Annotated in this window: 20 protein-coding genes; 8 read left to right on the forward strand and 12 right to left on the reverse strand. The window is 42.7% G+C overall.

All coding sequences use genetic code 11. From position 1 onward, the window contains the following. Positions 1-144: 144 nt before the first annotated feature. Positions 145-4,725, reverse strand: a complete 4,581-nt coding sequence (locus tag HUW51_RS20650) for a translocation/assembly module TamB domain-containing protein (RefSeq protein WP_185271505.1) — start codon at positions 4,723-4,725, stop codon at positions 145-147. 6 nt (positions 4,726-4,731) lie between these two features. Between HUW51_RS20650 and tsaD the strand changes: the two genes are divergently transcribed. Next, positions 4,732-5,736: a tRNA (adenosine(37)-N6)-threonylcarbamoyltransferase complex transferase subunit TsaD gene (gene tsaD, locus HUW51_RS20655; RefSeq protein ID WP_185271506.1), complete on the forward strand. Its 1,005-nt coding sequence runs from the start codon at positions 4,732-4,734 to the stop codon at positions 5,734-5,736. Between the two features lie 59 nt (positions 5,737-5,795). On the opposite strand, the gene HUW51_RS20660 is transcribed toward tsaD, so the two are convergent. After that, positions 5,796-6,338, reverse strand: a complete 543-nt coding sequence (locus tag HUW51_RS20660; RefSeq protein WP_228466793.1) for a YfiT family bacillithiol transferase — start codon at positions 6,336-6,338, stop codon at positions 5,796-5,798. A gap of 154 nt (positions 6,339-6,492) precedes the next feature. Here HUW51_RS20660 and HUW51_RS20665 point away from each other — a divergent pair, with 154 nt between their 5' ends. Next, on the forward strand, positions 6,493-7,074 hold the full coding sequence (locus tag HUW51_RS20665; RefSeq protein WP_185271507.1) for a DUF3109 family protein: 582 nt from the start codon (positions 6,493-6,495) through the stop codon (positions 7,072-7,074). A gap of 74 nt (positions 7,075-7,148) precedes the next feature. On the opposite strand, the gene accC is transcribed toward HUW51_RS20665, so the two are convergent. The 9 genes from accC to HUW51_RS20710 all read right to left on the reverse strand — a co-directional run bounded on the left by accC (position 7,149) and on the right by HUW51_RS20710 (position 15,192). Further along, the gene (gene accC / locus HUW51_RS20670) at positions 7,149-8,498 is read right to left on the reverse strand and encodes an acetyl-CoA carboxylase biotin carboxylase subunit (protein WP_185271508.1); all 1,350 of its coding nucleotides are present in this window, start codon (positions 8,496-8,498) and stop codon (positions 7,149-7,151) included. Between the two features lie 206 nt (positions 8,499-8,704). Then, complete coding sequence (gene accB / locus HUW51_RS20675; RefSeq protein ID WP_185271509.1) at positions 8,705-9,193, reverse strand: acetyl-CoA carboxylase biotin carboxyl carrier protein; 489 nt, start codon at positions 9,191-9,193, stop codon at positions 8,705-8,707. A 3-nt stretch (positions 9,194-9,196) separates the two neighbouring features. Continuing rightward, a complete protein-coding gene (gene efp / locus HUW51_RS20680) occupies positions 9,197-9,760 on the reverse strand; it encodes an elongation factor P (RefSeq protein WP_185271510.1) in 564 nt (187 codons plus the stop codon). Between the two features lie 99 nt (positions 9,761-9,859). Further along, positions 9,860-10,858, reverse strand: a complete 999-nt coding sequence (locus HUW51_RS20685) for a beta-ketoacyl-ACP synthase III (protein WP_185271511.1) — start codon at positions 10,856-10,858, stop codon at positions 9,860-9,862. Between the two features lie 29 nt (positions 10,859-10,887). Then, on the reverse strand, positions 10,888-11,829 hold the full coding sequence (gene plsX, locus HUW51_RS20690) for a phosphate acyltransferase PlsX (protein WP_185271512.1): 942 nt from the start codon (positions 11,827-11,829) through the stop codon (positions 10,888-10,890). Between the two features lie 3 nt (positions 11,830-11,832). Continuing rightward, positions 11,833-12,018 (reverse strand): 50S ribosomal protein L32, encoded by a 186-nt coding sequence (gene rpmF, locus HUW51_RS20695; protein ID WP_106928678.1) that lies wholly within the window; start codon positions 12,016-12,018, stop codon positions 11,833-11,835. Positions 12,019-12,062: 44 nt separating this feature from the next. Continuing rightward, the gene (locus HUW51_RS20700; RefSeq protein ID WP_185271513.1) at positions 12,063-12,608 is read right to left on the reverse strand and encodes a YceD family protein; all 546 of its coding nucleotides are present in this window, start codon (positions 12,606-12,608) and stop codon (positions 12,063-12,065) included. Positions 12,609-12,684: 76 nt separating this feature from the next. Then, positions 12,685-13,689 carry a 4-hydroxythreonine-4-phosphate dehydrogenase PdxA gene (gene pdxA / locus HUW51_RS20705; protein WP_185274614.1) on the reverse strand — a complete coding sequence of 335 codons (1,005 nt, stop codon included), beginning with the start codon at positions 13,687-13,689 and terminating at the stop codon, positions 12,685-12,687. A gap of 57 nt (positions 13,690-13,746) precedes the next feature. Continuing rightward, entirely contained in the window at positions 13,747-15,192 is a 1,446-nt protein-coding gene (locus tag HUW51_RS20710; RefSeq protein ID WP_185271514.1) for a leucyl aminopeptidase family protein, read from the reverse strand. A gap of 142 nt (positions 15,193-15,334) precedes the next feature. On the opposite strand from HUW51_RS20710, the gene rsmA reads away from it, so the two are divergent. The 5 genes from rsmA to HUW51_RS20735 all read left to right on the forward strand — a co-directional run bounded on the left by rsmA (position 15,335) and on the right by HUW51_RS20735 (position 19,565). Then, complete coding sequence (rsmA, locus tag HUW51_RS20715; RefSeq protein ID WP_185271515.1) at positions 15,335-16,117, forward strand: 16S rRNA (adenine(1518)-N(6)/adenine(1519)-N(6))-dimethyltransferase RsmA; 783 nt, start codon at positions 15,335-15,337, stop codon at positions 16,115-16,117. 14 nt (positions 16,118-16,131) lie between these two features. Next, positions 16,132-17,481, forward strand: coding sequence for a magnesium transporter (gene mgtE, locus HUW51_RS20720; protein ID WP_185271516.1), 1,350 nt, complete (start codon positions 16,132-16,134; stop codon positions 17,479-17,481). A gap of 67 nt (positions 17,482-17,548) precedes the next feature. Then, complete coding sequence (locus HUW51_RS20725; protein WP_228466795.1) at positions 17,549-18,520, forward strand: NAD(P)-dependent oxidoreductase; 972 nt, start codon at positions 17,549-17,551, stop codon at positions 18,518-18,520. A gap of 173 nt (positions 18,521-18,693) precedes the next feature. Further along, a complete protein-coding gene (gene greA, locus HUW51_RS20730) occupies positions 18,694-19,167 on the forward strand; it encodes a transcription elongation factor GreA (RefSeq protein ID WP_185271517.1) in 474 nt (157 codons plus the stop codon). Between the two features lie 5 nt (positions 19,168-19,172). After that, positions 19,173-19,565, forward strand: coding sequence for an HIT family protein (locus tag HUW51_RS20735; RefSeq protein WP_185274616.1), 393 nt, complete (start codon positions 19,173-19,175; stop codon positions 19,563-19,565). 312 nt (positions 19,566-19,877) lie between these two features. Here the strand turns inward: HUW51_RS20735 and ruvC are convergent, their stop codons facing one another. Next, on the reverse strand, positions 19,878-20,450 hold the full coding sequence (ruvC, locus tag HUW51_RS20740; protein WP_185271518.1) for a crossover junction endodeoxyribonuclease RuvC: 573 nt from the start codon (positions 20,448-20,450) through the stop codon (positions 19,878-19,880). Positions 20,451-20,560: 110 nt separating this feature from the next. Between ruvC and HUW51_RS20745 the strand changes: the two genes are divergently transcribed. Beyond that, a complete protein-coding gene (locus tag HUW51_RS20745) occupies positions 20,561-21,160 on the forward strand; it encodes a DUF4202 domain-containing protein (RefSeq protein ID WP_228466797.1) in 600 nt (199 codons plus the stop codon). The last annotated feature ends 8 nt before the right edge of the window (positions 21,161-21,168 follow it).

The following is a 21,168-nucleotide window of genomic DNA, read 5'->3' on the forward strand; positions in this document are numbered from 1 at the left end:
CTAACAGATTTTTTAAAAATTTAAAATTTCAGGCGCCAAATTGGTATGATAAGAGGATGGGCAGCTTTAATTTATTTGATAAGTATGCAACTAAATGCAGCAGGTAAGTAAGCCCGAACTGCAAATTTTTAATTTTTTAAAATTTTAAAGTCCAACGCGTTCGTCAGAATCAATAATAATTTTTTCGGGTGGTTTCCGCATTCGGCGACGCATTTTGCGGCGGGCAAATAATTCCGCAAAAGTGTCGAACCTTTCGGTGTGTAAAATACTGCCCCGTAAACTGCTCACGGTATTTTGGCCGAAAGTAGTGGTATAGGCATACGGAATAATGTTGTACTCTAACTTAAGCCGCAGCTTGCCGTCCTCGCGCAAATATATATCAGCCCGCCACGAACCAGGAACTTCCGAGCCGGTTGGATTATAGTTAGGGCTAGATGGATCATTATTTAAATTGCTACCCGGCAAGCCTCCTTCGTGACTTAACCGCAAAAGGCCTTTAAAAAACGAGTAACTCAGCCGCAGTTGTAAATCGTTTAATTGCTCGTTACTGAAACCATCCAAGCCAATATCAATTTCTAAATTACTATCGAGTTGCGAAATTAAATTACCTAACTGGTTAGATAAAGCCTGACTTAAACTGCTGGTTAACCCGAGCGCATTATCTACCTGGGCGCCTACATTTGTCTGGGTAGCATTGGCCGGATCGGATAAACGTTTTAAGATGAGTAAATTAAAAACCTGGCGGTTCAGCTCGTCTTGGTTATTGCGGATATCGGCCAAGTAGGCATTTATTTGCGTTTCTAAGGCCGACGGGGTATCTTCAAACTCCAGGTTAAGCTTAATTTCCGGTGAAAGTAATTTACCATCCAAATCCATCACGGCGGTTACGGGATACCGGATATTGCTTTGGTTTTGCTGGGTAATACTGGCCGGCAACGCAATACGCTGGGTATAGGTAGCAGTTAAGTCCATAATACCCGCATATGGATCGCCGTTCCAGGTAATGGTGCCGCCCGGCCGAATATTAAAGCCTTTCCGGATAATGTTGTACAGCGTAAAATTATAATAGCCCCGCACTATTTCTACCTGGCCATCCATGGTAAACTCGCCGCGGGTATCTATATTTAAATTAATGCGGCCATTGCCCGAGCCCCGCACAATATCACCGGTTTCTTCGTCAAAAATAATCTCCAGTTCAGCGTCGTCGGTTATGCCCAGATCAAACTTTAAATTGATGCCGGCCAAATTAACTTCAGGTATATTATCAGTAGGACCTGTGGCAACTGAATCGGCTTTTTTATGATTTACAAACTGAATGTAGCTTTGTTGCCGGGCTTCTTGCTGGCCATCCAGCGGGATAGACATTTTGGTACCGGAGTCGCTGCGGGCATTAACCGTGATAAATAAATTAGAAGGAGTACCGGTTAAACTGGCCGTTCCGCTGGCAATGGCCGTACCATAGTACAAAGAATTTTGCGCCCGGGTCGTATTTAAAACCATAAACCGCCGGAAATCCCCTTTTAAATCCAGGTTCATGTTCCGGAAACCTTGGTGCTGAATGCTGCCGACAATGGTAGCAGCATTGTTAAACATATCCCGAACGCGAATATTTTGAAAAGCAATATCTTTATCAGAGAAGTAAATCCGGTCGCTAAAAGTATAATAGGTATTTAGGTAATTCACCCGGAACCGGCCGTTGGTAACAAAAGCTGAACCAATCAGAATGGGTGCATCCAAATCGCCATTTATCTGTACCCGGCCTTCCATAATGCCCGATAAATCAGAGAAAAGCGTTTTAAGCAGTGGCTCCACCAGTTTAATGGGGGCTTCGTCCATTACGGCCAATAAGTTTAAAGGATTGTTTTCGGATTGGGGGTTATAATCTCCGGAAACAGAAACCACGCGCATATTATTCCGGAATACGCCCAAATCAACCTTCACCTTATCTTCATTTTTATCCCAATCCGTGGAACCGGCAATTTCGCCGATGTAAATGGTATCCAGCTTTAGCGAATCTACTTTTAATTTACTGAGAACAATAGGTTTATTGAATAAACTGGCAGCCGAAGCCCGGGCGTTTAATACCCCCGAAATTTCCTGGTTTATAAGAGGTACCAGATTTTGCAGTTGAAAATTTTTAACGTCCAGTATTAATTCTTTTTCCGGATATCGGGAAACGTTACCACCCAGATTGATGCTTTGGTTACCAAAATAAAGCTCCAGGTTATTGATATCGATCTCTTTGCCGGCTCCCCCAATTACGATGCTGTTACCCGGCCGGATGTTCCATTGCTTACCCAGAACAGTGATGTTCGATTGATTAAATTCTACCTGTACTTTATCCGGCAGAAAACCAATGTTACCGGCTACTGCGGCTTTATTTGTGCTACCTGTTTGAGCAATATTAGCGGCAAAATTAATGGTACTGTCGTTCCAAATGCCTTCCACGAATAAGTTTTCGGAGGGTGCAGCGTTCGCAAATTGTTGGTTGCGCGAAGTAAAAACTAAACTGGCTAAAACGTAGGTACTGGTTCTTAATTTAGAGTTATCAAATTCTAGTTCGTTGTTGTAGAAGCGATATTTGCCGTAAATTAAAGTGTCTACGTGGCTATATAGCGTGAAAATAGAATTTCGGCCTTGCCGGAAGTTGCCCGTAAATAAAGTGTTTGGGGCAATGTATAAATCCGGAAGATAAGCTTTTAAAAAGGAGTTGCCTTGTTTAAACCGGAGGTTCATGTTTAAATTATAATCCGGCCCTTCGTACGGTTTTTTGTTTTGATAATACGTTTCGGTAGCGGCTTTATTACTTTTAAAACTAAGAACATCTTCGCGCACAAACGTGGTTAAATCCGCAATCAGCCGCGAAATTTGAAAATTTCCGGAGGCCGTAAAATCCGCAATATTACTGCTGGCCTGAATGGTACGCCCAACTTGATTAATGGCTGATAAGACCGCAACTGAATCAAAATCAATGATTTCTTGGCCGTACGTTAAAGTAGTTTTTTTAAAAGTAGCCTGACCTAATACGTCATCCAGGTTAATGCCGGTAAAATTTAAATCGGCATCGGTTTGTAAAATAAACCGGCGGTTGGCCAATTTTAAAGTCTGCAAATCTGCCCGGTTAATGTTGGCTGTTAAATCAAAAGCAGGTTGCGGCTCACTTAAGTTTACAGTGCCATCCGCCGTTAAGATTAAATTAGGATCGTTAATCTTTAGCTTTCCGGCAACCAATTGCCGGCTGAGGGTGGCATCTGTAGTAATGTTACGGTAATTATAACCCATAATACCCACCGACTGAATGGTAGCATCCAGGTTTAAGCGGGCGTTTTGCAAATTAAACCCGGTACCTTTTACCCGCCCGTTCATGGTAACAGCTTGCAGCGTACGGGTATCGCCCAGAAAAGTACCCAACGCAAACCGATCGGTTTTTAAATCGCCGGTGTAGGTAGATAAATCCGGATTTTTATTAATTTTTAAATTTATATCCGATACCACTTTGCCTAAAGCGGTAGCAAAAGAACCATGTGCCACAAAGTCGGAGTAAAAACCTAAAAAATCGCCTTGTAGTTTTACCGTACCTAATCGTTCCAGCATGGCCCGGTTTTCAGCAGGTATAAATTTTTTTAAATCTTTGGCGTTAATAACCGAAGGTTTTAGTTTTAAATCAGCAAAGGTTTCTTTGTAGCTTGGCAAACCATCGGCGCTTAAACTCCCCACCAAATGCGTTTTTTCGCCGTAATACAGATCAATGTGTTTTGCATTAAACCGCCGTACTTTGCCTTTTGCCTCGCCCGAAATTAAAATTTTCTCGTTCCAATCTTTTAACTCGGGCGCAAAAATGGCTATGTCGTCTGAGAAGACGGCCGAAGAATCTAGTGTGGCTGTAACCTGCACACTGTCGTTGAAAGAAGTAAAATTCCAGAACCGTTTATAATCAAACCGCACATAATGGCGTAAATTGCTGCTGTTTAAGCGCAAATCCAGGTCGGCAAATTCCCAGAAAGTGGGCGCATACACCATGCGGGCATCCAGGTTCTTCAGTTTGGCATTGGATCTATGCTCGTGGGCCTGTAAATCCGTTAACCGTACCTGAATGGTATCGCCCAGAAAAGCAATTTCGGATAATTTTACGTTAATGCTGTCAATATCCAGGTGCTGGTAATCCATACCAAAAGTGGTTGGTTTTCGTTTTTGGTTTTCGTAACGAAAATGGCCGTTCTGCACAATTAGGTTATTGATTTTAAAATCGAACGTACCTTTGGTGGTAGTGGTGGTATCTTTTTTCACCAACCGTTTAATAGCCGCGATAAAAACGCTTAAATTCATGGAATCGGCATCCTGATACCGGATAAAAGCGGCGTGCGGATCTGTGAGTTTTAACTCATTAATGGTAAGCTGCCGGTAATTGCGGGGCGAAAAACCGCTTAAACTGGCTTCGGCTTCGCCGATGTAAAATAATTCTTCTTGCTTCTGATCAAGAACTTTTACTTTTTCCAGTATAACTTTGTTAAAAAAACGAATAGCAACCCGCCCGATCGTTACCTGGTGGCCAATTTTATCAGAAAGCAGGGCAGAGGCTTTTTGTACCACCCGGGTTTGAATGGCAGGCTGACGTAGGGCAATAACTAAGCCCGTAAACAATAGAAGAATAAATAAAAACAGGCCGAAAACTATCCGGAGAGTAGTTTTTAAAATACCAGCCCATTTTATTTTATTATTTTCCAATTAACTATGAGTCCAACAATTTTAGCAATAGAGTCATCCTGCGACGATACTTCCGCCGCGGTTATTAGCGGAGGCAAGGTATTAGCCAACATCGTAGCTACCCAGGAGGTTCATAAACAATACGGCGGCGTGGTTCCGGAATTAGCCTCAAGGGCCCATCAGCAAAATATTGTTCCGGTGGTAACGCAAGCCTTACTTACGGCAAAGATAACAAAAAACGACTTAGATGCGGTAGCCTTTACCCGCGGCCCGGGATTGTTAGGTGCCTTGCTAGTAGGCAGTTCTTTTGCCAAAGCTTTTGCCCTGGGTTTACAGTTGACATTAATCGAAGTAAACCACATGCAAGCGCATATTCTAGCGCATTTTATCGATGAACCAAAGCCGCAGTTTCCTTTTTTATGTTTAACCGTAAGTGGCGGCCATACCCAAATTGTATTGGTAAAAGATTATTTGCAGATGCAGGTTTTAGGCCAAACCACCGATGATGCCGTGGGCGAAGCTTTCGACAAATCCGCGAAATTACTGGGATTACCTTATCCGGGTGGTCCATTACTTGACCGAACCGCTGCTACAGGTAACCCGGATCGTTTTACCTTTCCCATTGTGAGTATGCCCGGTTACGATTATTCTTTTAGCGGCATTAAAACCTCTATCTTGTATTTCCTCCGGGAAAATACAACGAAAAACCCCAATTTTATTGCCGAAAACTTACCGGATATTTGCGCCAGCATTCAAAATGCTTTAATTAAAACTTTACTGAATAAATTAATATTGGCCGCCAAAGAAACGGGTATTCGCCAGATTGCCATTGCTGGTGGCGTTTCGGCTAATTCGGGTTTACGAAAAGCACTTACAGAAGCTGCTACTAAATATAATTGGCAGGTATACATTCCGGATTTCCAATACTGCACTGATAATGCCGCTATGATTGCCATAGCCGCGCACTATAAATTTTTACAAGGTGAATTCACGGACCAATACGCCAGCCCGGATCCCCGGTATAAGTTATAATGGGGAGCTTGGATGATGCTGGAATTTCAAAAATTTAAATTTTTGAAATTCCGGATTTTCTAGCGGTCGAAATTTCTTTTTCTTAATTCAGTAATGTGCGCTACGTGGTGCTTGCCATGCCAGGCATATATCCCAACAGCGGTGGCCAAAGTAGTTTCGCCGGATTGCGGATGCACAAAGCTGCGTTGCCATTGGTCGGGGGTTAACGACTCTAGAAGCATAACCCAACGCAGATGCAAGGCTTCCAACAGCAATAAAGAAATATCTACGGGTGCGTGTTTGCCATCTTCTAACTCGGCCCAGAGTTGTTCTTCGTAGGGTTTTATTACGGGTTTGTCTTCCGTAAGGGCTAATCGAAAACGGGTGTAGCTATTAATGTGACTATCGGCTACGTGGTTCACCGTTTGGCGAATGGTCCAGCCGCCAGGGCGGTAAGGGGTTTCCAATTCAGCTTCCCCTAAATCTTTTACGGCCTTGCGCAACAGAGCGGGCAAATGGCTGATTTCGGTAATATATTCTTTTAGGTCGTCTGGCGATAGATCCGGTTTAGGAACAAATTTACCAATGGGATAACGCAGCGCTTCGATGTTTAAAGTTGCCATACAGGTTAAATAGAAATGTTTATGGCTCAATAATATAAAATCTTTGTTAATAGTAATCCACAAAATGTGGCCGGGTTTTTCGGATGTAAAATAGCTCCGGTTTGTGCCCGAACTAAAAACCGGCTAATTTTGTAGTTTGAGATATACCTTACTTATGATAGTGCTGCAACATACCGTCGTGAGCGACGATTTAAAAGATAAATTTTTTGTTTGTAACCTCGAAAAATGCAAAGGTGCCTGCTGCGTAGAAGGCGATTTAGGTGCTCCGCTAGAGGATGATGAACTAGCGATTTTACAGGAAAATTACGATATTATTAAACCTTACCTTTCGCCGGAAGGCCAGCAAGCCATTGCGGAACAAGGGTTGTACATTAAAGATTGGGAAGGTGATTTTTCTACTACCACCATTGGCAACCGCGAATGCGCTTACGCCATTTACGACGAGAACCTAACTTTAAAATGCGGCATAGAGCAAGCCTACCTGGATGGTAAAATTAACTGGCGCAAGCCCATTTCGTGCCATTTGTACCCCATCCGGATTACCAAATACGATGGGTTTGAAGCTTTAAACTACGATAAATGGCAAATTTGCAATGCCGCTTGTAGCTTTGGTCAGGATTTAGGGGTGCGGGTTTATCAATTTTTAAAAGAGCCGTTAATTCGTAAATATGGCCAAGAGTGGTATAATGAACTGGAAGACTTAGTGGCGGAAGAAGAGCAAATTTTTAAAAAATAAATATTTTATCAGCCATAGAAAAATAAAAAGCCCGGCCTAAATGGCCAGGCTTTTTGTTTTGGGTTTTGTTTGTCCTATTCGGCCAACACGCTGAAGTCATAGGTATCCAGGTATTTGGTAGTAAAATTCCCGGATTTAAAGTTTTCGTCGTCCATCATTTTTAAATGAAACGGAATAGTGGTTTTTACGCCTTCCACTACAAACTCACTCAAGGCCCGCTTCATTTTAACAATAGCTTCTTCGCGGGTTTGCGCCGTTACGATAAGTTTAGCAATCATAGAGTCGTAGTTTGGCGGAATAGTATAACCAGCATAAACGTGCGTATCAACCCGAACACCATGCCCACCCGGAATATGTAAGGTGGTGATTTTACCGGGAGCTGGCCGGAAGCCATTTGCCGGATCTTCGGCGTTAATGCGGCACTCAATGGCGTGCATTTGCGGGAAATAATTTTTACCCGATATCGGAACGCCGGCGGCCACCTTTATTTGTTCTTTAATTAAGTCAAAATTAATTACTTCTTCGGTAATAGGGTGCTCCACCTGAATCCGGGTGTTCATCTCCATGAAGTAAAAGTTTTTGTGCTTGTCTACCAAAAATTCAATGGTACCCACGCCTTCGTAGCTAATAGCCGAGGCACCCGCAATCGCGGCTTTCCCCATGGCATCTCTTAGATTATCGTCAATGAATGGCGAAGGCGTTTCTTCGATTAGTTTTTGGTGACGGCGCTGGATAGAGCAATCCCGCTCGGATAAGTGGCAAACTTTCCCGTATTGATCACCTACCAACTGAATTTCGATGTGCCGGGGTTCTTCCACAAATTTTTCCAGGTACATGCCATCGTCCCCAAAAGCGGCTTTGGCTTCGGTGCGGGCGCTGGTCCAGGCTTTTTCAAACTCTTCGTCGCTGTTGATGATGCGCATACCGCGACCACCACCACCAGCGGTAGCTTTGATAATAACCGGATACTTAATTTTATGAGCCAGTTTAATGCCTTCTTCTACCGACTTTAACAAACCATCGGAACCCGGAATGGTGGGTACGCCCGCTTTTTTCATGGTAGTTTTGGCCGATGACTTGTCACCCATGGCGTTAATCATACTGGGCGTAGCGCCAATAAATTTAATGCCGTTTTCCTGGCAAATGCGGGAAAACTCCGCGTTTTCTGATAAAAACCCGTAACCCGGGTGAATGGCATCGGCATTGGTAATTTCGGCCGCCGAAATAATACTGGGTATATTTAAATAAGATAAGGCACTAGAAGGGGGACCAATACACACGGCTTCATCCGCAAATCGCACATGTAGGCTTTCTTTATCGGCGGTGGAGTATACCGCCACTGTTTTAATACCCATCTCCTTACAGGTACGAATAACCCGCAGCGCTATTTCGCCTCGATTGGCAACCAGAATTTTCTTAAACACAGTTCTATTAATTTTAAATTAGAAATTATGAATTAGTAATTAACCTTTACACCTCAATTTTTAAAAATTTAAGTTTTTCTCGTACATTAAATACACCTATACGATTACTTTAAAATTTTAAATGAAGGTAGTTTAAAGCAAAAAAGAATTAAAAACTAGGAAGACGAAGCTACCCTAATTCTTAATTCTTCATTCATAATTAATTTTTAAGATGGATCAATCAGGAATAAAGGTTGATCGTATTCTACCGGCGAGGCATTATCCACGAGTACTTTAACTACTTTACCGCCAAATTCAGCTTCAATTTCATTAAATAACTTCATGGCCTCGATGATACAAATAACATCGCCCTTGCTAATTTCGTCGCCCACATTTACAAAAGAAGGCGATTCCGGGCTGGATGAACGGTAAAAAGTACCGATCATGGGCGATTTTATAGTAAGATAGTTGCTTTCGGAACTAGCTGCCGGGCTTGCCGACGGGGCCGTTGCAGCCGTCGTTGCTACCGGAACTGCGGGAGCAGGAGCAGCGGCAGTTGGTGTTGCTGGCCGGGGAGGTTCCGAAACGTAATGCACTTTAGGTGAATCCGGATCCCGTTTTACCGAAATTTTAAATTCTTCGGTTTCAATGTCTACTTTGTTTAAACCCGACTTTGCAATAAAGTCAATCAGTTCCTGAAGTTCTTTCGCTTTCATAGTTTATTTAACTCGTTCTGCATAAGTGTAAGTACGGGTGTCTACTTTTATCAATTCGTCTTGGTTGATAAAAAGCGGAACCTGAATAGTTGCACCGGTTTCTACAATGGCCGCTTTAGAAGCGTTTGTAGCGGTGTCGCCTTTAATACCTGGTTCGGTGTAGGTAATCATTAATTCTACAAACGGCGGTATTTCACAGGTAAGCGGGGTTTCTGTTTCAGCATGAAACAAAATAGTTACTTCCTGACCATCTTTTAGTAAATCAGCAAAAGGAACCATTTTTTCCTGCAAAATTACCTGTTCAAAGGTATTGGTATCCATAAAGGTATAGCCCATATCATCTTTGTACAAAAACTGATGGGGCCGTTGTTCTACGCGGGCGGTAGTTACCTTTACACCGGCATTAAACGTGTTATCGATTACCTTACCGGTTTTAATATTTTTTAGCTTAGTCCGTACAAAAGCCGGACCTTTACCCGGTTTCACGTGCTGAAATTCGGTAATTACATATAAATCACCGTTGTATTCCAGACAAAGCCCGTTTTTGAAATCAGCAGTAGTAGCCATGTTATAATTTTATTAACGATTAAAAGTCTTTGTAACTAGAAAAGTAAGACTTTCAATTTACATTCAAATGATTAAAGCTAAATTTTAAATTTTTAAAAATTATTGGGGATCGTAGGCCCATTTCAAATAAATGGATCCCCAGGTAAAGCCGCCGCCAAATGCTGCCAGAATGATATTATCCCCTTTCTTTAATTGTTTTTCGTAATCCCACAGGCAAAGCGGTAAGGTGCCACTGGTTGTATTGCCGTAACGATCAATATTCATCATTACTTTATCACTGCCAATGTTCATGCGGCTAGAGGTGGCATCAATAATGCGTTTGTTAGCTTGGTGCGGAACGAGCCAGGCCACATCATCACCCGTTAACTGATTACGTTCCATTACTTCGGCGGCAACATCGGCCATACCTTTCACGGCAAATTTAAAAACGGTAGTTCCTTCCTGGTAGGCGTAATGTTCTTTGTTGGCTACGGTTTCGTGGGTAGCTGGCTGGCGGCTGCCGCCCGCTTTCATGTGCAGGTAAGGAGCGCCGGAACCATCCGATTTTAAAACTTCGTCGATAATGCCGAGGCCTTCTGTGTTAGGTTCCAGCATTACGGCACCGCCACCATCGCCAAAAATAATGCAGGTAGTACGGTCTTCGTAATTGATAATCGACGACATTTTGTCGGCGCCAGCAATAATTATCTTTTTATACCTTCCTGATTCAATGAATTTAGCCCCCGTGGAAAGGGCAAACAAGAAACCGGAACACGCGGCCTGCAAATCGTAGCCAAAAGCATTTACAAGGCCGGTTGCGTTGGCCACCAGGTTAGCGGTAGCCGGAAATACCATGTCGGGGGTAGTAGTAGCAACAATAATTAACTCTACTTCTTCGGGGCGGGTATTGGTTTTTTGCAAAAGATCCCGTACTGCCTGGTTTACAATATAGGAGGTTCCTTCGCCTTCTTTTTTTAAAATTCTTCTTTCTTTAATACCGGTGCGGGTAACGATCCATTCATCGTTTGTCTCGACCATGGTTTCCAACTCTTGGTTGGTAAGGATATAATCCGGTACGTAGCCGCTTACGCCAGTAATAGCAGCAGATATTTTGCTCATAGTCAGAGTTCTTGGTTCTTAATGGGCAATCAGGCACTAAAGGTTTTTTGTATTTGCTCCGTAATGCCAGATTTAGCCATTTGGTAGGCCAGATGCAACATATTGCAGGTTGCGGTTGGGCTGGAAACACCATGCCCAATAATTGCATTGCCGTTAATACCTAAAATTGGGCTGCCACCCACTGCTTCGTAATTAAACTTATCAAAGTAGGGATCGGCAATGTTTTTACTTAATAAAATATCGTAGATGGATTCGGATAGTTTTAAAATAACGTTGCCAATATATCCATCACAAACAATAACATCGGCCTTGTCGTTAAATAAATCCCGACCTTCGATGTTACCAATAAAATTTAAACTTTTGTTGTTTTTAAGCAGTTGGTGGGCGGCTTGTAATATTACCGTGCCTTTGCCTTCTTCTTCCCCCAGGTTCATTAAACCTACTTTGGGATTTTCAATTTCCAGTACGTTAATCGCGTATACAGAACCCAGCTCGCCAAATTGCTCCAGTACTTCTGGTTTGCATTCGGCGTTTGCTCCCACATCCAGGAAAATACCCGTACTGCCATTTAGTTTAGGCACAAAGCCAACAATAGCAGGTCTTAAAACTCCCTCTACCGCCTTTACACTAAACATAGCGCCGACCAGCATAGCTCCGGTATTGCCGGCACTGCAAAAAGCATCAACATCTTTTAATTTTAACAATTGATACCCTTTTGAAATACTAGAATCTGGTTTTTGAGTAAGTGCTTTGGTAGGATGCTCCCCCATGTGAATTACCTGACTCGCAGCAACAATGGAAATGCGGGAAGAAGTAGAACCATGCTTTTGCAAGCATTCCCGCACTACTTCTTCCTGACCAATCAAAACTATCTCGGCATCTTCCGGCAAATTGTGGGAAGCCAAAATTGCTCCTTGTACAATAGCATCAGGAGCAAAATCACCGCCCATAGCGTCGAGGGCTATTCTCATACGTTAGGCCGCTACTTCTTTCTCGATAGCTTGCTTACCCCGGTAATATCCACACTCTGAACAAACCCGGTGGTACAATACCGGCGAACCACAGTTGGAGCATTCCATGTGGGTGCTTGGGGTTAATTTATAATGCGTTCTTCTCTTATCTCTTCTGGTTTTCGAAATCTTTCGTTTAGGATGTGCCATTTTTTAATTAACTGTACTGGTTTTTTAGATTATTATGAAATTCTTTACTTTAACTTTTTTAAAATATCCCACCGTGGATCCCCGGCACCATCATCGTCCTGGTCATCATCGTCGGCAGGGGTATTGGCGCTACCGCTGGTATAAATCAGAATGTTTTCAGCATCCGGATCTTCGTCTACCTCATAAAAACGAGGATGCAGTTTCTTAATTGGTATTGCTAAACCTACGTAATCAAATAAGTGCTGCGCAATGTTTATCGATTGGGTACCTGGTAAAATCTGCAAAACATTATCGTCTAATTCAGTTTCTACGGCACCGTATCGTACTAATAGTAATTCATCAATGTTAATCGGATAGTCAAATTCATCTAAACTCCGGTCGCAAGTTACATTAACATGGCCGGTAATTTTAAATTCAAATTGCAAGAGCAAATCTGTTTTATCCAGAATAACATGCGCCCGCAAAAGCCCCCCATTTAACAGGTTTTGGTCGAATAATTCGAAAAACGCATTATCCAGCACAAAATCATATTCGTGTACCTTATTGCTAAGGGTGGCAATCTGAATATCAAACTCGGTTATCTTTCTCACGGCTACCCATTTTTTTGCAAAGCGCAAAATTAGTAATTTAATCTCTAATTAAAAAAATTAAAATAGATTCCCTTGCTTACGATAATCTTCTTTTCCGGATAATATCAATGGCCAGAAATAATGCTTCCCGGAAAGAGGTTTCGGAGGCTTTGTTTGTGCCGGCAATATTGTAAGCCGTACCATGGTCGGGTGAGGTACGAACAACGGGTAAACCCGCCGTAAAATTTACGCCGCTATCAAAGGCTAAGGTTTTAAACGGAATCAATCCCTGATCGTGGTACATGGCCAACGTAGCATCTACCTGCTGGTACTGGCGGGTGCCAAAAAAACCATCGGCCGGAAAAGGTCCGAAGAGCAGATGCCCGCGTTCTTTTAAGGTACGGATGGCCGGAATAATGACTTCCTGTTCTTCGGTGCCCAGTAAGCCATTTTCGCCGGCGTGCGGATTTAAGCCCAGTACGGCTATTCGCGGCTTTTGAATGCCGAAATCCTGTTGCAGGGAGTTAAGTAATATGGTTAATTTTTGCAGCAAAAGCTCCGTTGTAATTTTACCTGCCACGTCTTTTACGGGCAAGTGACCGGTTGCCGTAGCTACCCGTAAATTGCCGCTTACTAAAAACATCAGGCTTTCGGCGGCTTCAAAGTAAGAAGTAAAAAACTCAGTGTGGCCCGGAAATTTAAATTCTTCGGATTGTATATTATCTTTATCAATGGGAGCCGTTACAATTCCATCAATCAAGCCGGCTTTTAAATCGGCGCAGGCCGCTTGGATAGATTGCAAAGCCGCCCGGCCGGATTGCGCCGTCGGTTTGCCTAGAGTTAGTTCGTATTCTTCCTCCCAGCAGTTTAGCACATTTACCCGGTTATTATCAATTTCGGAGACCTGGCGCACTTGCTGAAAAGAAAAATTTTCGACGTGCAATAACTTACGAGTTTTGTTTATGAGCGATCCAGCGCCGTAAATAATAGGTGTGCAAAAATTTAAAATCCGGTTGTCAGCCAAAGTTTTAACGATCACTTCCGGACCTATTCCGTTATAATCGCCAAGGGTAATGCCTATTTTTAATTTGGGTTTGTCCATGTTCAGGTAGGTGGTACCAGGTTTATGGTTGAGCGTACTTGTCAACCAAGCGTAGTTTTATTTACTAGCCTCTTTTACTTGTTCTGTTAAAAATTGATAGATCAGCCGCACCGTAGAGCCAGTGCCGTTTTTACCGCGGTAATTATCCGGCGAAGTAAGAAAAGCCGTACCGGCAATATCCAGATGAATCCAGGGGAAAGAAGTAAAATGCTCTAAAAACTTACCCGCCGTAATAGCACCGGCTTCCGGTCCACCCAGATTTTTTAAATCGGCAATATCAGATTTTAAATGTTCGGCGTATTCTTCCCACAACGGAAACTCCACCAGGCGCTCGTACGTGTTTTCGCCGGATTTTTTAAATTTTTGCCTGATTTCTTCCGGAGCATTACTTATCATTACAATTCCTTCGCGGCCAATAGCGCGGGCGGCCGCCCCGGTTAAAGTAGCCATATCAATCACTAATTCCGGATCGTATTTCTTAGCAAAATGTAGCGCATCCGCTAATATCAACCGACCTTCGGCATCGGTGTTTAGTACTTCCACGGTAGTGCCGCTGTACATGGTTATTACGTCGCCGGGAGCAAAGGCCCGGCCGCCGGGCCGGTTATCGGTAGCGGGTATTAAGCCAATAACGTGAACGGGGATTTTATTTTTAGCTAAAGCGTAAAAAATACCAATAACTCCGGCAGCACCAGCCATGTCGCATTTCATCATGTCCATGGATTGGGGAGTGGGCTTCAAACTTAAACCGCCGGTATCGTAAACCACGCCTTTACCCACTAAAATATATGGTTTGGTATTATGCGCATTATCGGGTTTGTATTCCAGAATAGAAAAAGTAGGCGGATCGAGGCTGCCTTGGTTAACCGCTAATAATCCTCCCATTTTTAAAGCTTGAATTTTTAGCATATCCAGCACTTCTGTTGCAAAACCAGCATGTTCGCCTACGGCCGTAATGGTTTCGGCAAATTGCTCCGCCGATTGGTAGTTGTGCGGTTCGTTTACTAAATCGCGGGTTAAATAAACGCCCGAAAGTAAGTTGTTGTATTCGTTTACTTCCGCTTCGGCAATAGCGCTATCGGTTATAATAATGGTTTGCAACGCGCATGCGTTACTTTTATCGGTTTTATATTTATCAAACTGGTAATTACTTAAAAATAAGCCTTCGGCTAAGTACAAAGACGCTTTAGAACCGGTCAGGTCGTGGAGGTAAATTTCCGGCACTTTATCGGTTTGCACCAGCTTTTGTAAATGAAAACCGGCCTTCCGTAATTCTTCGTGATACGCCGAGAATGCCGGCTTGGGAACCGTAACCACTACGTAAATACGATAAGTATACCGGTTTATAACAATCAGTTTTTGTTTAGCCTCCACCTGATTTTTTAAAAAATCTAGTTCCTCCGCACTAAAATCGGCCGAAGGCAAATCAGCAGCAGCGTTAACGATCAACACCAAATTGTTATCTTTTGGTAACTTGGTATCGTATTTCAGTTGTGTCGGCATGGTTCTATCGTATCTTTGGCGCGCAATATACTAAAAGTTTAAAAGTTTCAGGAACTGCGACGCATTACCCTAAAATTTGTTGCTTTTTAAATTCAGCTAACGCATTAACTACTGGTAAATAAAACCGGCTTACTACAATCTCGTGAAAAAAGTAAATCCTAAAAAACACCTCGGCCAGCATTTTTTAACCGACGAAAACATTGCCGCACGGATTGTAAACCAACTGAGCCCGGCAACCACGCCCAAGCAAGTGCTGGAAATAGGCCCCGGCATGGGAGTATTAACGAATTACCTAATACAACGGCCAGAATTTACTATCACCCTAATTGATATTGACCGGGAATCCATAGCTTATTTAAAAGAAAGTTTTCCGGAATTAACAGACCGGATTATCGAAGCTGATTTTTTACGGATTAATCCGGCAAATTTGTTTTCGGGGGCCTATTCTATTATCGGTAACTTTCCCTATAACATCTCCAGTCAGATTTTTTTTAAAATTTTAGAAAACAGGCAGCAGGTAATAGAAGTGGTTTGTATGCTGCAAAAAGAAGTAGCCGAACGCATTGCGGCGGGCCCCGGGTCTAAAGTTTACGGCATTTTAAGTGTGTTGCTGCAAGCCTTTTATACAATTGAATATAAATTTACTGTGGGTAGAGAAGTGTTTGATCCGCCCCCGCAGGTTTTATCCGGTGTAATAACGTTGGTGCGCAACCAGGTCGAAAATTTGCCTTGCAGCGAGAAAAAGTTTTTTGAAGTAGTAAAGCAAAGTTTTGGTACCCGCCGGAAAACCTTACGCAATTGTTTACGCCCCTACAACTTACCCGAAGAAATAACCAAACAACCTATTTTTGATAAACGGGCGGAACAATTATCGGTAGCTGATTTTATTTATTTAACGCAAATGGTAGAAGCTCACGCCTCTTAGTAGTATAATAGTGTATGCCGCTGGAAATAACCAAAGCCTTTGTAGAAGAAATTGAAGCTGCCATCGAGCAAGACAATGCCGCCCTGGTTTTAGCCAGCCTGGAAGACATGTATCCGGCCGATATTACTACGGTACTGTATGAGTTAGATGCCCAACAATCTAAGTATGTGCTGGATTTGCTGGACCCGGAAGTTGGCTCCGAAATTTTAAGCAGTTTAGATGCGGAAATCCGGAATGATTTTTTAAAAAATTTCACTAGCGAAGAAATTGCCCGGTACGTAAACCTGATGGAATCGGATGATGCGGTGGACGTATTGAACGAGCAAAAGGTGCAGGTGCGGGAAGAAGTAATTTCGCTGCTCGACAACGAAGAAAAAGCCGCCGACATTATTGACCTGCTGCATTACGAAGAAGACAGCGCCGGGGGCTTAATGGCCAAAGAGTTAATTAAAGTAAACATTAACTGGCAAGTAGGGCAGTGCATCGACGAAATACGGCGGCAAGCCGAAACCGTAGAAAAAGTATATGGCGTGTACGTAGTTGATGATAAAGACAAGCTCCTGGGCCGTTTAGGGCTTAAAACCTTAATTTTGGCTACGGATGATACGCCCATAACTCAATTATACGATCCGGATGTAATTAGCATTGAATCGTACAAAAAAGATACGGACGTTGTGGAGATTATGCAGCGGTATGATCTGGATTCTATTCCGGTGGTGGATGCTAAAAATAAATTGCTGGGCCGCATAACCATCGACGATGTGCTGGATGTAATACAGGAGCAAGCCGAAACCACCCGGCAATTAATGACTGGTATTACCGAAAACATTGAAGAAGACGATAGCATTTTTCGCTTATCCCGGGCCCGTTTACCGTGGCTGCTCATTGCCATGATTGGCGGTTTAATGGGAGCCCGGTTAATTAAAGTTTTCGAAGCCGAAATATCGCTGTTGCCTGCTATGGCCATGTTTACGCCACTCATCACGGCCACAGGCGGCAACGTGGGTATTCAATCGTCCTCCTTAATTATTCAAACGTTGGCAAACAACTCCCTTATTCTGGATAATTTTACGCAACGTATTTTAAAGGTAATTTTGGTTGCTTTAATTAATGCCCTGGTAATTTCGGGTTTAGTTTTAAGCTTTAATGTAATACTAGATGAAAACCTGCAACTGGCCGTAGTTGTATCGGTGGCTTTATTTAGCGTAGTGGTACTATCGTCGGTAATGGGTACGGTTACGCCCATGTTGCTGGATAAATTTGGTATTAACCCGGCCGTAGCCGCCGGTCCGTTTATCACCACGGCTAACGACTTGCTTGGGTTAGCGGTTTATTTCTTGGTAGCCCATTTTCTTCTTTTATAATATCGCTTTTTTAAAAAATTAGCTCTGGAAAGACTTTACTAGCTGTAGAAAATTTAAAAATTTAACAATGTCGTCAGAAAACTTAACCTGTCTGATTGTCGATCAAATGCATTTAACCATTATTCCGATGCTGGAAGAAATTGGGTTTACGGTAAACTACCAGCCCGATATTAAAGCAGCCGAGATAAAAGATTTGCTGGCAGAATACGATGGATTAATTGTGCGGAGTAAATTAAAAATTACCGAAGATTTACTTACCGGAAGCAACCGTTTGCGCTTTATTGCCCGGGCCGGCGCCGGCGTCGACAACGTAGACGAAGCTGCCTTGCAAAAACACAACATAAAACTGCTAAACGCCCCCGAAGGTAACCGGGATGCCGTGGGAGAGCATACAGTAGGTTTGTTACTGGCGCTTTTCCGGCACATTGTTACCGCCGATGCCGAAGTACGCCGTTACGAGTGGCACCGCGAAGCTAACCGGGGCGAAGAAATTATGGGTAAAACCATTGGCATTATTGGCTACGGCAACATGGGCCGTTCGTTTGCCAAACGCTTACAAGGGTTCGATTGCCAGGTGTTGGCCTATGACCTTGACCACTCTATTATACCGGACGATAATGCTTATTTGGTTTCCCTGGAGCAGATTAAAAACGAGGCCGATGTACTCAGTTTTCATATACCTTACACCGCCGCTAACCGGTATTTAGCCCACGAGACCTTTTTTAATGGTTTCCGGAAAAACATTTGGGTTTTAAATTCATCGCGAGGCGAAATACTGGAGTTAAAAGGTTTGGTTCGGGCTTTACAAGCGGGCAAAGTAAAAGGAGCTGCTTTAGATGTGCTGGAAAACGAAAAATTAAACACTTTAACCGAAGAGCAAAAGTCTTATTTTGAATATCTGATTAAAGCGCCTAACGTGGTTTTGTCGCCGCACATTGCCGGCTGGACGCACGAGTCGTACGTTAAAATTAACCAGGTACTTACCGCAAAAATCAAAGATATTTTGCCCGAATTAAGAAAAACAAAAGAACTTGATTAAGCCTCAATGGGTGCCCATGATAAGCCGGAGCAAGAAGCCGAAGCGCTGGTTTGTGGATGAAAATCTTAGCCGCACCTTTGGCAGAAATATTAAAAAAAATACTAACTTGCGGGAAGAACGGTCAGGCATTGGCCGTTCTTTTTGTTTTAATTATCTCTGATAAAAGTAAAATTATGGGATCTATATCGTATTACACCGCCGAAGGCTTGCAAAAGTTAAAAGATGAATTAGCAGAGCTGAAAACGAAGGGAAGAGCTGAAGTAGCCCGGCAACTAGCCGAAGCCCGCGATAAAGGCGATTTAAGTGAGAATGCGGAATATGACGCCGCTAAAGATGCACAAGGGCATTTAGAATTAAAAATTTCGAAGCTCGAAGAAGTAGTGGGCAATGCCCGCTTAATTGATGATTCGAATTTGGATGTAAGCAAAGCCTTGATTTTATCTAAAGTAAAAATTAAGAATTTGAACAATAACATGGTGATGGATTACGTGCTAGTTTCGGAAGAAGAAGCCAACCTGGCACAAGGTAAAATATCCGTTAAATCACCCATTGGCAAAGGTTTATTGGGTAAATCGGTAGGAGAGGTGGCCGAAATAACCATACCTGCCGGTAAAATCCGTTTCGAAATATTAGATATATCGCGGTAATGGCAATGGAAAGTATTTTCACGAAAATAATTAAAGGGGATATTCCGGCCTACAAAGTAGCCGAAGATGATCGCTTTTTGGCGTTTCTGGATATCAGCCCCTTGCAAAAAGGACACACCTTGGTAGTTCCCAAACAACAAACCGATTACCTTTTTGCCTTAGAAGATACTTTGCTTGCCGATTTAAACTTGTTTGCCAAAAAAGTAGCTCTGGCAATAGAAAAAGCTACTGGTGCAACCCGGGTAGGAGTAGCCGTTATTGGGTTCGAAGTACCCCACGCGCATATCCATTTAATTCCTATTAACACCATGGATGATATGAATTTTGCTAACCCCAAACTAAAATTACCCAAAGAAGAGTTTGAAGCTATCGCAGAAAAAATCAGGACAAATATTTAACGGAAAAGCAGCCCTATAAAAAAGGCTTACTACTATAAAGTGGTAAGCCTTTTTTAATTCCGGTAAGAGCGTGATGTATTAAGTATTAGGTAGTAAGTATTAGGTGGTAAGTAGTAAGTAAAAGAGCAGGTTTGATGCATCAATATTACTTTCTGAATTACTGCCATTTTATTAACTAAGAAAGGCTTTTTGTTAGAACTAAAGTCTAGTGTCTAACATCTAGTGTCTAGAGTCTAATGTCTTCTCCCTAATATCTTTTTACTCTTTTACCGCTAAAAACAGAAATGCCAAAAATAAAATTTTTAAAAAATTTTATTTTACCCGACCCGGATTATCGGTGATAAAGCTTTTCCAGGATTTAGTACCTGCCTGGGTGTTTATGCCTTTCTGGTAGTGGTGGCACATGGCAACTGCTAAGGCATCGGTGGCGTCAAACAATTTAGGCGTATCGGTGGGTAATTTTAAAATTTGACCCAGCATGGTAGCCACTTGTTCTTTAGAAGCATTACCGTTGCCCGTAATCGATTGTTTGATGCGTTTCGGGGCATATTCAACGTAAGGTATGTCGCGCGATAAAGCGGCTGCAATGGCTACACCTTGCGCCCGACCGAGTTTTAACATACTTTGTACGTTGGTAGAGTAAAATTGCGCTTCAATGGCCATTTCGTCGGGCAGGTATTTTTCAATCAGTAAAAGCGTATTATCAAAAATGCGTTTTAATTTAACCGCATGGTTAGGCGCTTTTTTAAAAGAAAGGGCGTCGTATTCTAAAACTTTAACTTTAGAGCCACTTACCTCAATAATGCTGTACCCCATTACATTGGTACCCGGGTCAACGCCCAGAATTAATTTGCTGGTAAGTAGAGTAGGAGTGTTGCGTAACATGAATCACAAATTTACAAACATAATCCGAATGTATACCGGGGTTTGTAAAACCTCCTAACAGTTATTAACCCAAAATAATTACCTTTAGGCAAGTCAAAAATTTAAATAAAATGGTAATGGTACAAGACCAGGAGCGATTTAATGCGGCTATTGCGCGGTTCGATGCTTTAAACAGCGAAGACCCGCACACCGAAGAATATAAAGGAAAAATGTATCCGAAAGAACTGGTATACGCCATGCGCATGACCGAATGGCTTTTTAAAGTAGAGCCCCAACCTTCTGAGCCATTGCAATTGGCGGTGCGTAGCCAACACCTGCGTCGCTGGACTATTCCACGCAGTAATTATCCCATGGATTTAGCCGGTTACAACAAATGGCGCAACAGCCTTCGCAAGTTTCACGCTGATTTAGCGGGGGAAGTATTGCAGGAAACAGGCTACGATGTAAACACGATTGAACGCGTACAGTTTTTAATTTTAAAAAGACAATTAAAAATAGACGAAGAGGTGCAATTGCTGGAAGATGTGATTTGCCTGGTATTTTTAGAAAACTATTTTCTAGATTTTGCCCAACAGCACAACGAAGATAAAGTAGTGGATGTTATTCAGAAAACCTGGCGTAAAATGACCCCGCGAGGCCAAGAAATGGCATTAAACCTGAACATGCCACCAGAAACGCAAAGGTTAGTTGGGAAAGCATTGGCCTTATAAAGCGATAC

It is taken from the genome of Adhaeribacter swui (assembly GCF_014217805.1).
GTDB lineage: Bacteria > Bacteroidota > Bacteroidia > Cytophagales > Hymenobacteraceae > Adhaeribacter > Adhaeribacter swui.

Excerpts from the sequence above, each read along its gene's own strand:
- HUW51_RS20660 (WP_228466793.1), bottom strand. The coding sequence starts at position 6,338 with ATGGCAACTTTAAACATCGAAGCGCTGCGTTATCCCATTGGTAAATTT.
- HUW51_RS20710 (WP_185271514.1), bottom strand. The coding sequence starts at position 15,192 with ATGCCGACACAACTGAAATACGATACCAAGTTACCAAAAGATAACAAT.
- rpmF (WP_106928678.1), bottom strand. The coding sequence starts at position 12,018 with ATGGCACATCCTAAACGAAAGATTTCGAAAACCAGAAGAGATAAGAGA.
- HUW51_RS20725 (WP_228466795.1), top strand. The coding sequence starts at position 17,549 with ATGTCGTCAGAAAACTTAACCTGTCTGATTGTCGATCAAATGCATTTA.
- efp (WP_185271510.1), bottom strand. The coding sequence starts at position 9,760 with ATGGCTACTACTGCTGATTTCAAAAACGGGCTTTGTCTGGAATACAAC.
- tsaD (WP_185271506.1), top strand. The coding sequence starts at position 4,732 with ATGAGTCCAACAATTTTAGCAATAGAGTCATCCTGCGACGATACTTCC.
- mgtE (WP_185271516.1), top strand. The coding sequence starts at position 16,132 with ATGCCGCTGGAAATAACCAAAGCCTTTGTAGAAGAAATTGAAGCTGCC.
- pdxA (WP_185274614.1), bottom strand. The coding sequence starts at position 13,689 with ATGGACAAACCCAAATTAAAAATAGGCATTACCCTTGGCGATTATAAC.
- HUW51_RS20665 (WP_185271507.1), top strand. The coding sequence starts at position 6,493 with ATGATAGTGCTGCAACATACCGTCGTGAGCGACGATTTAAAAGATAAA.
- ruvC (WP_185271518.1), bottom strand. The coding sequence starts at position 20,450 with ATGTTACGCAACACTCCTACTCTACTTACCAGCAAATTAATTCTGGGC.
- HUW51_RS20735 (WP_185274616.1), top strand. The coding sequence starts at position 19,173 with ATGGAAAGTATTTTCACGAAAATAATTAAAGGGGATATTCCGGCCTAC.
- HUW51_RS20745 (WP_228466797.1), top strand. The coding sequence starts at position 20,561 with ATGGTAATGGTACAAGACCAGGAGCGATTTAATGCGGCTATTGCGCGG.
- plsX (WP_185271512.1), bottom strand. The coding sequence starts at position 11,829 with ATGAGAATAGCCCTCGACGCTATGGGCGGTGATTTTGCTCCTGATGCT.
- HUW51_RS20685 (WP_185271511.1), bottom strand. The coding sequence starts at position 10,858 with ATGAGCAAAATATCTGCTGCTATTACTGGCGTAAGCGGCTACGTACCG.
- accB (WP_185271509.1), bottom strand. The coding sequence starts at position 9,193 with ATGAAAGCGAAAGAACTTCAGGAACTGATTGACTTTATTGCAAAGTCG.
- greA (WP_185271517.1), top strand. The coding sequence starts at position 18,694 with ATGGGATCTATATCGTATTACACCGCCGAAGGCTTGCAAAAGTTAAAA.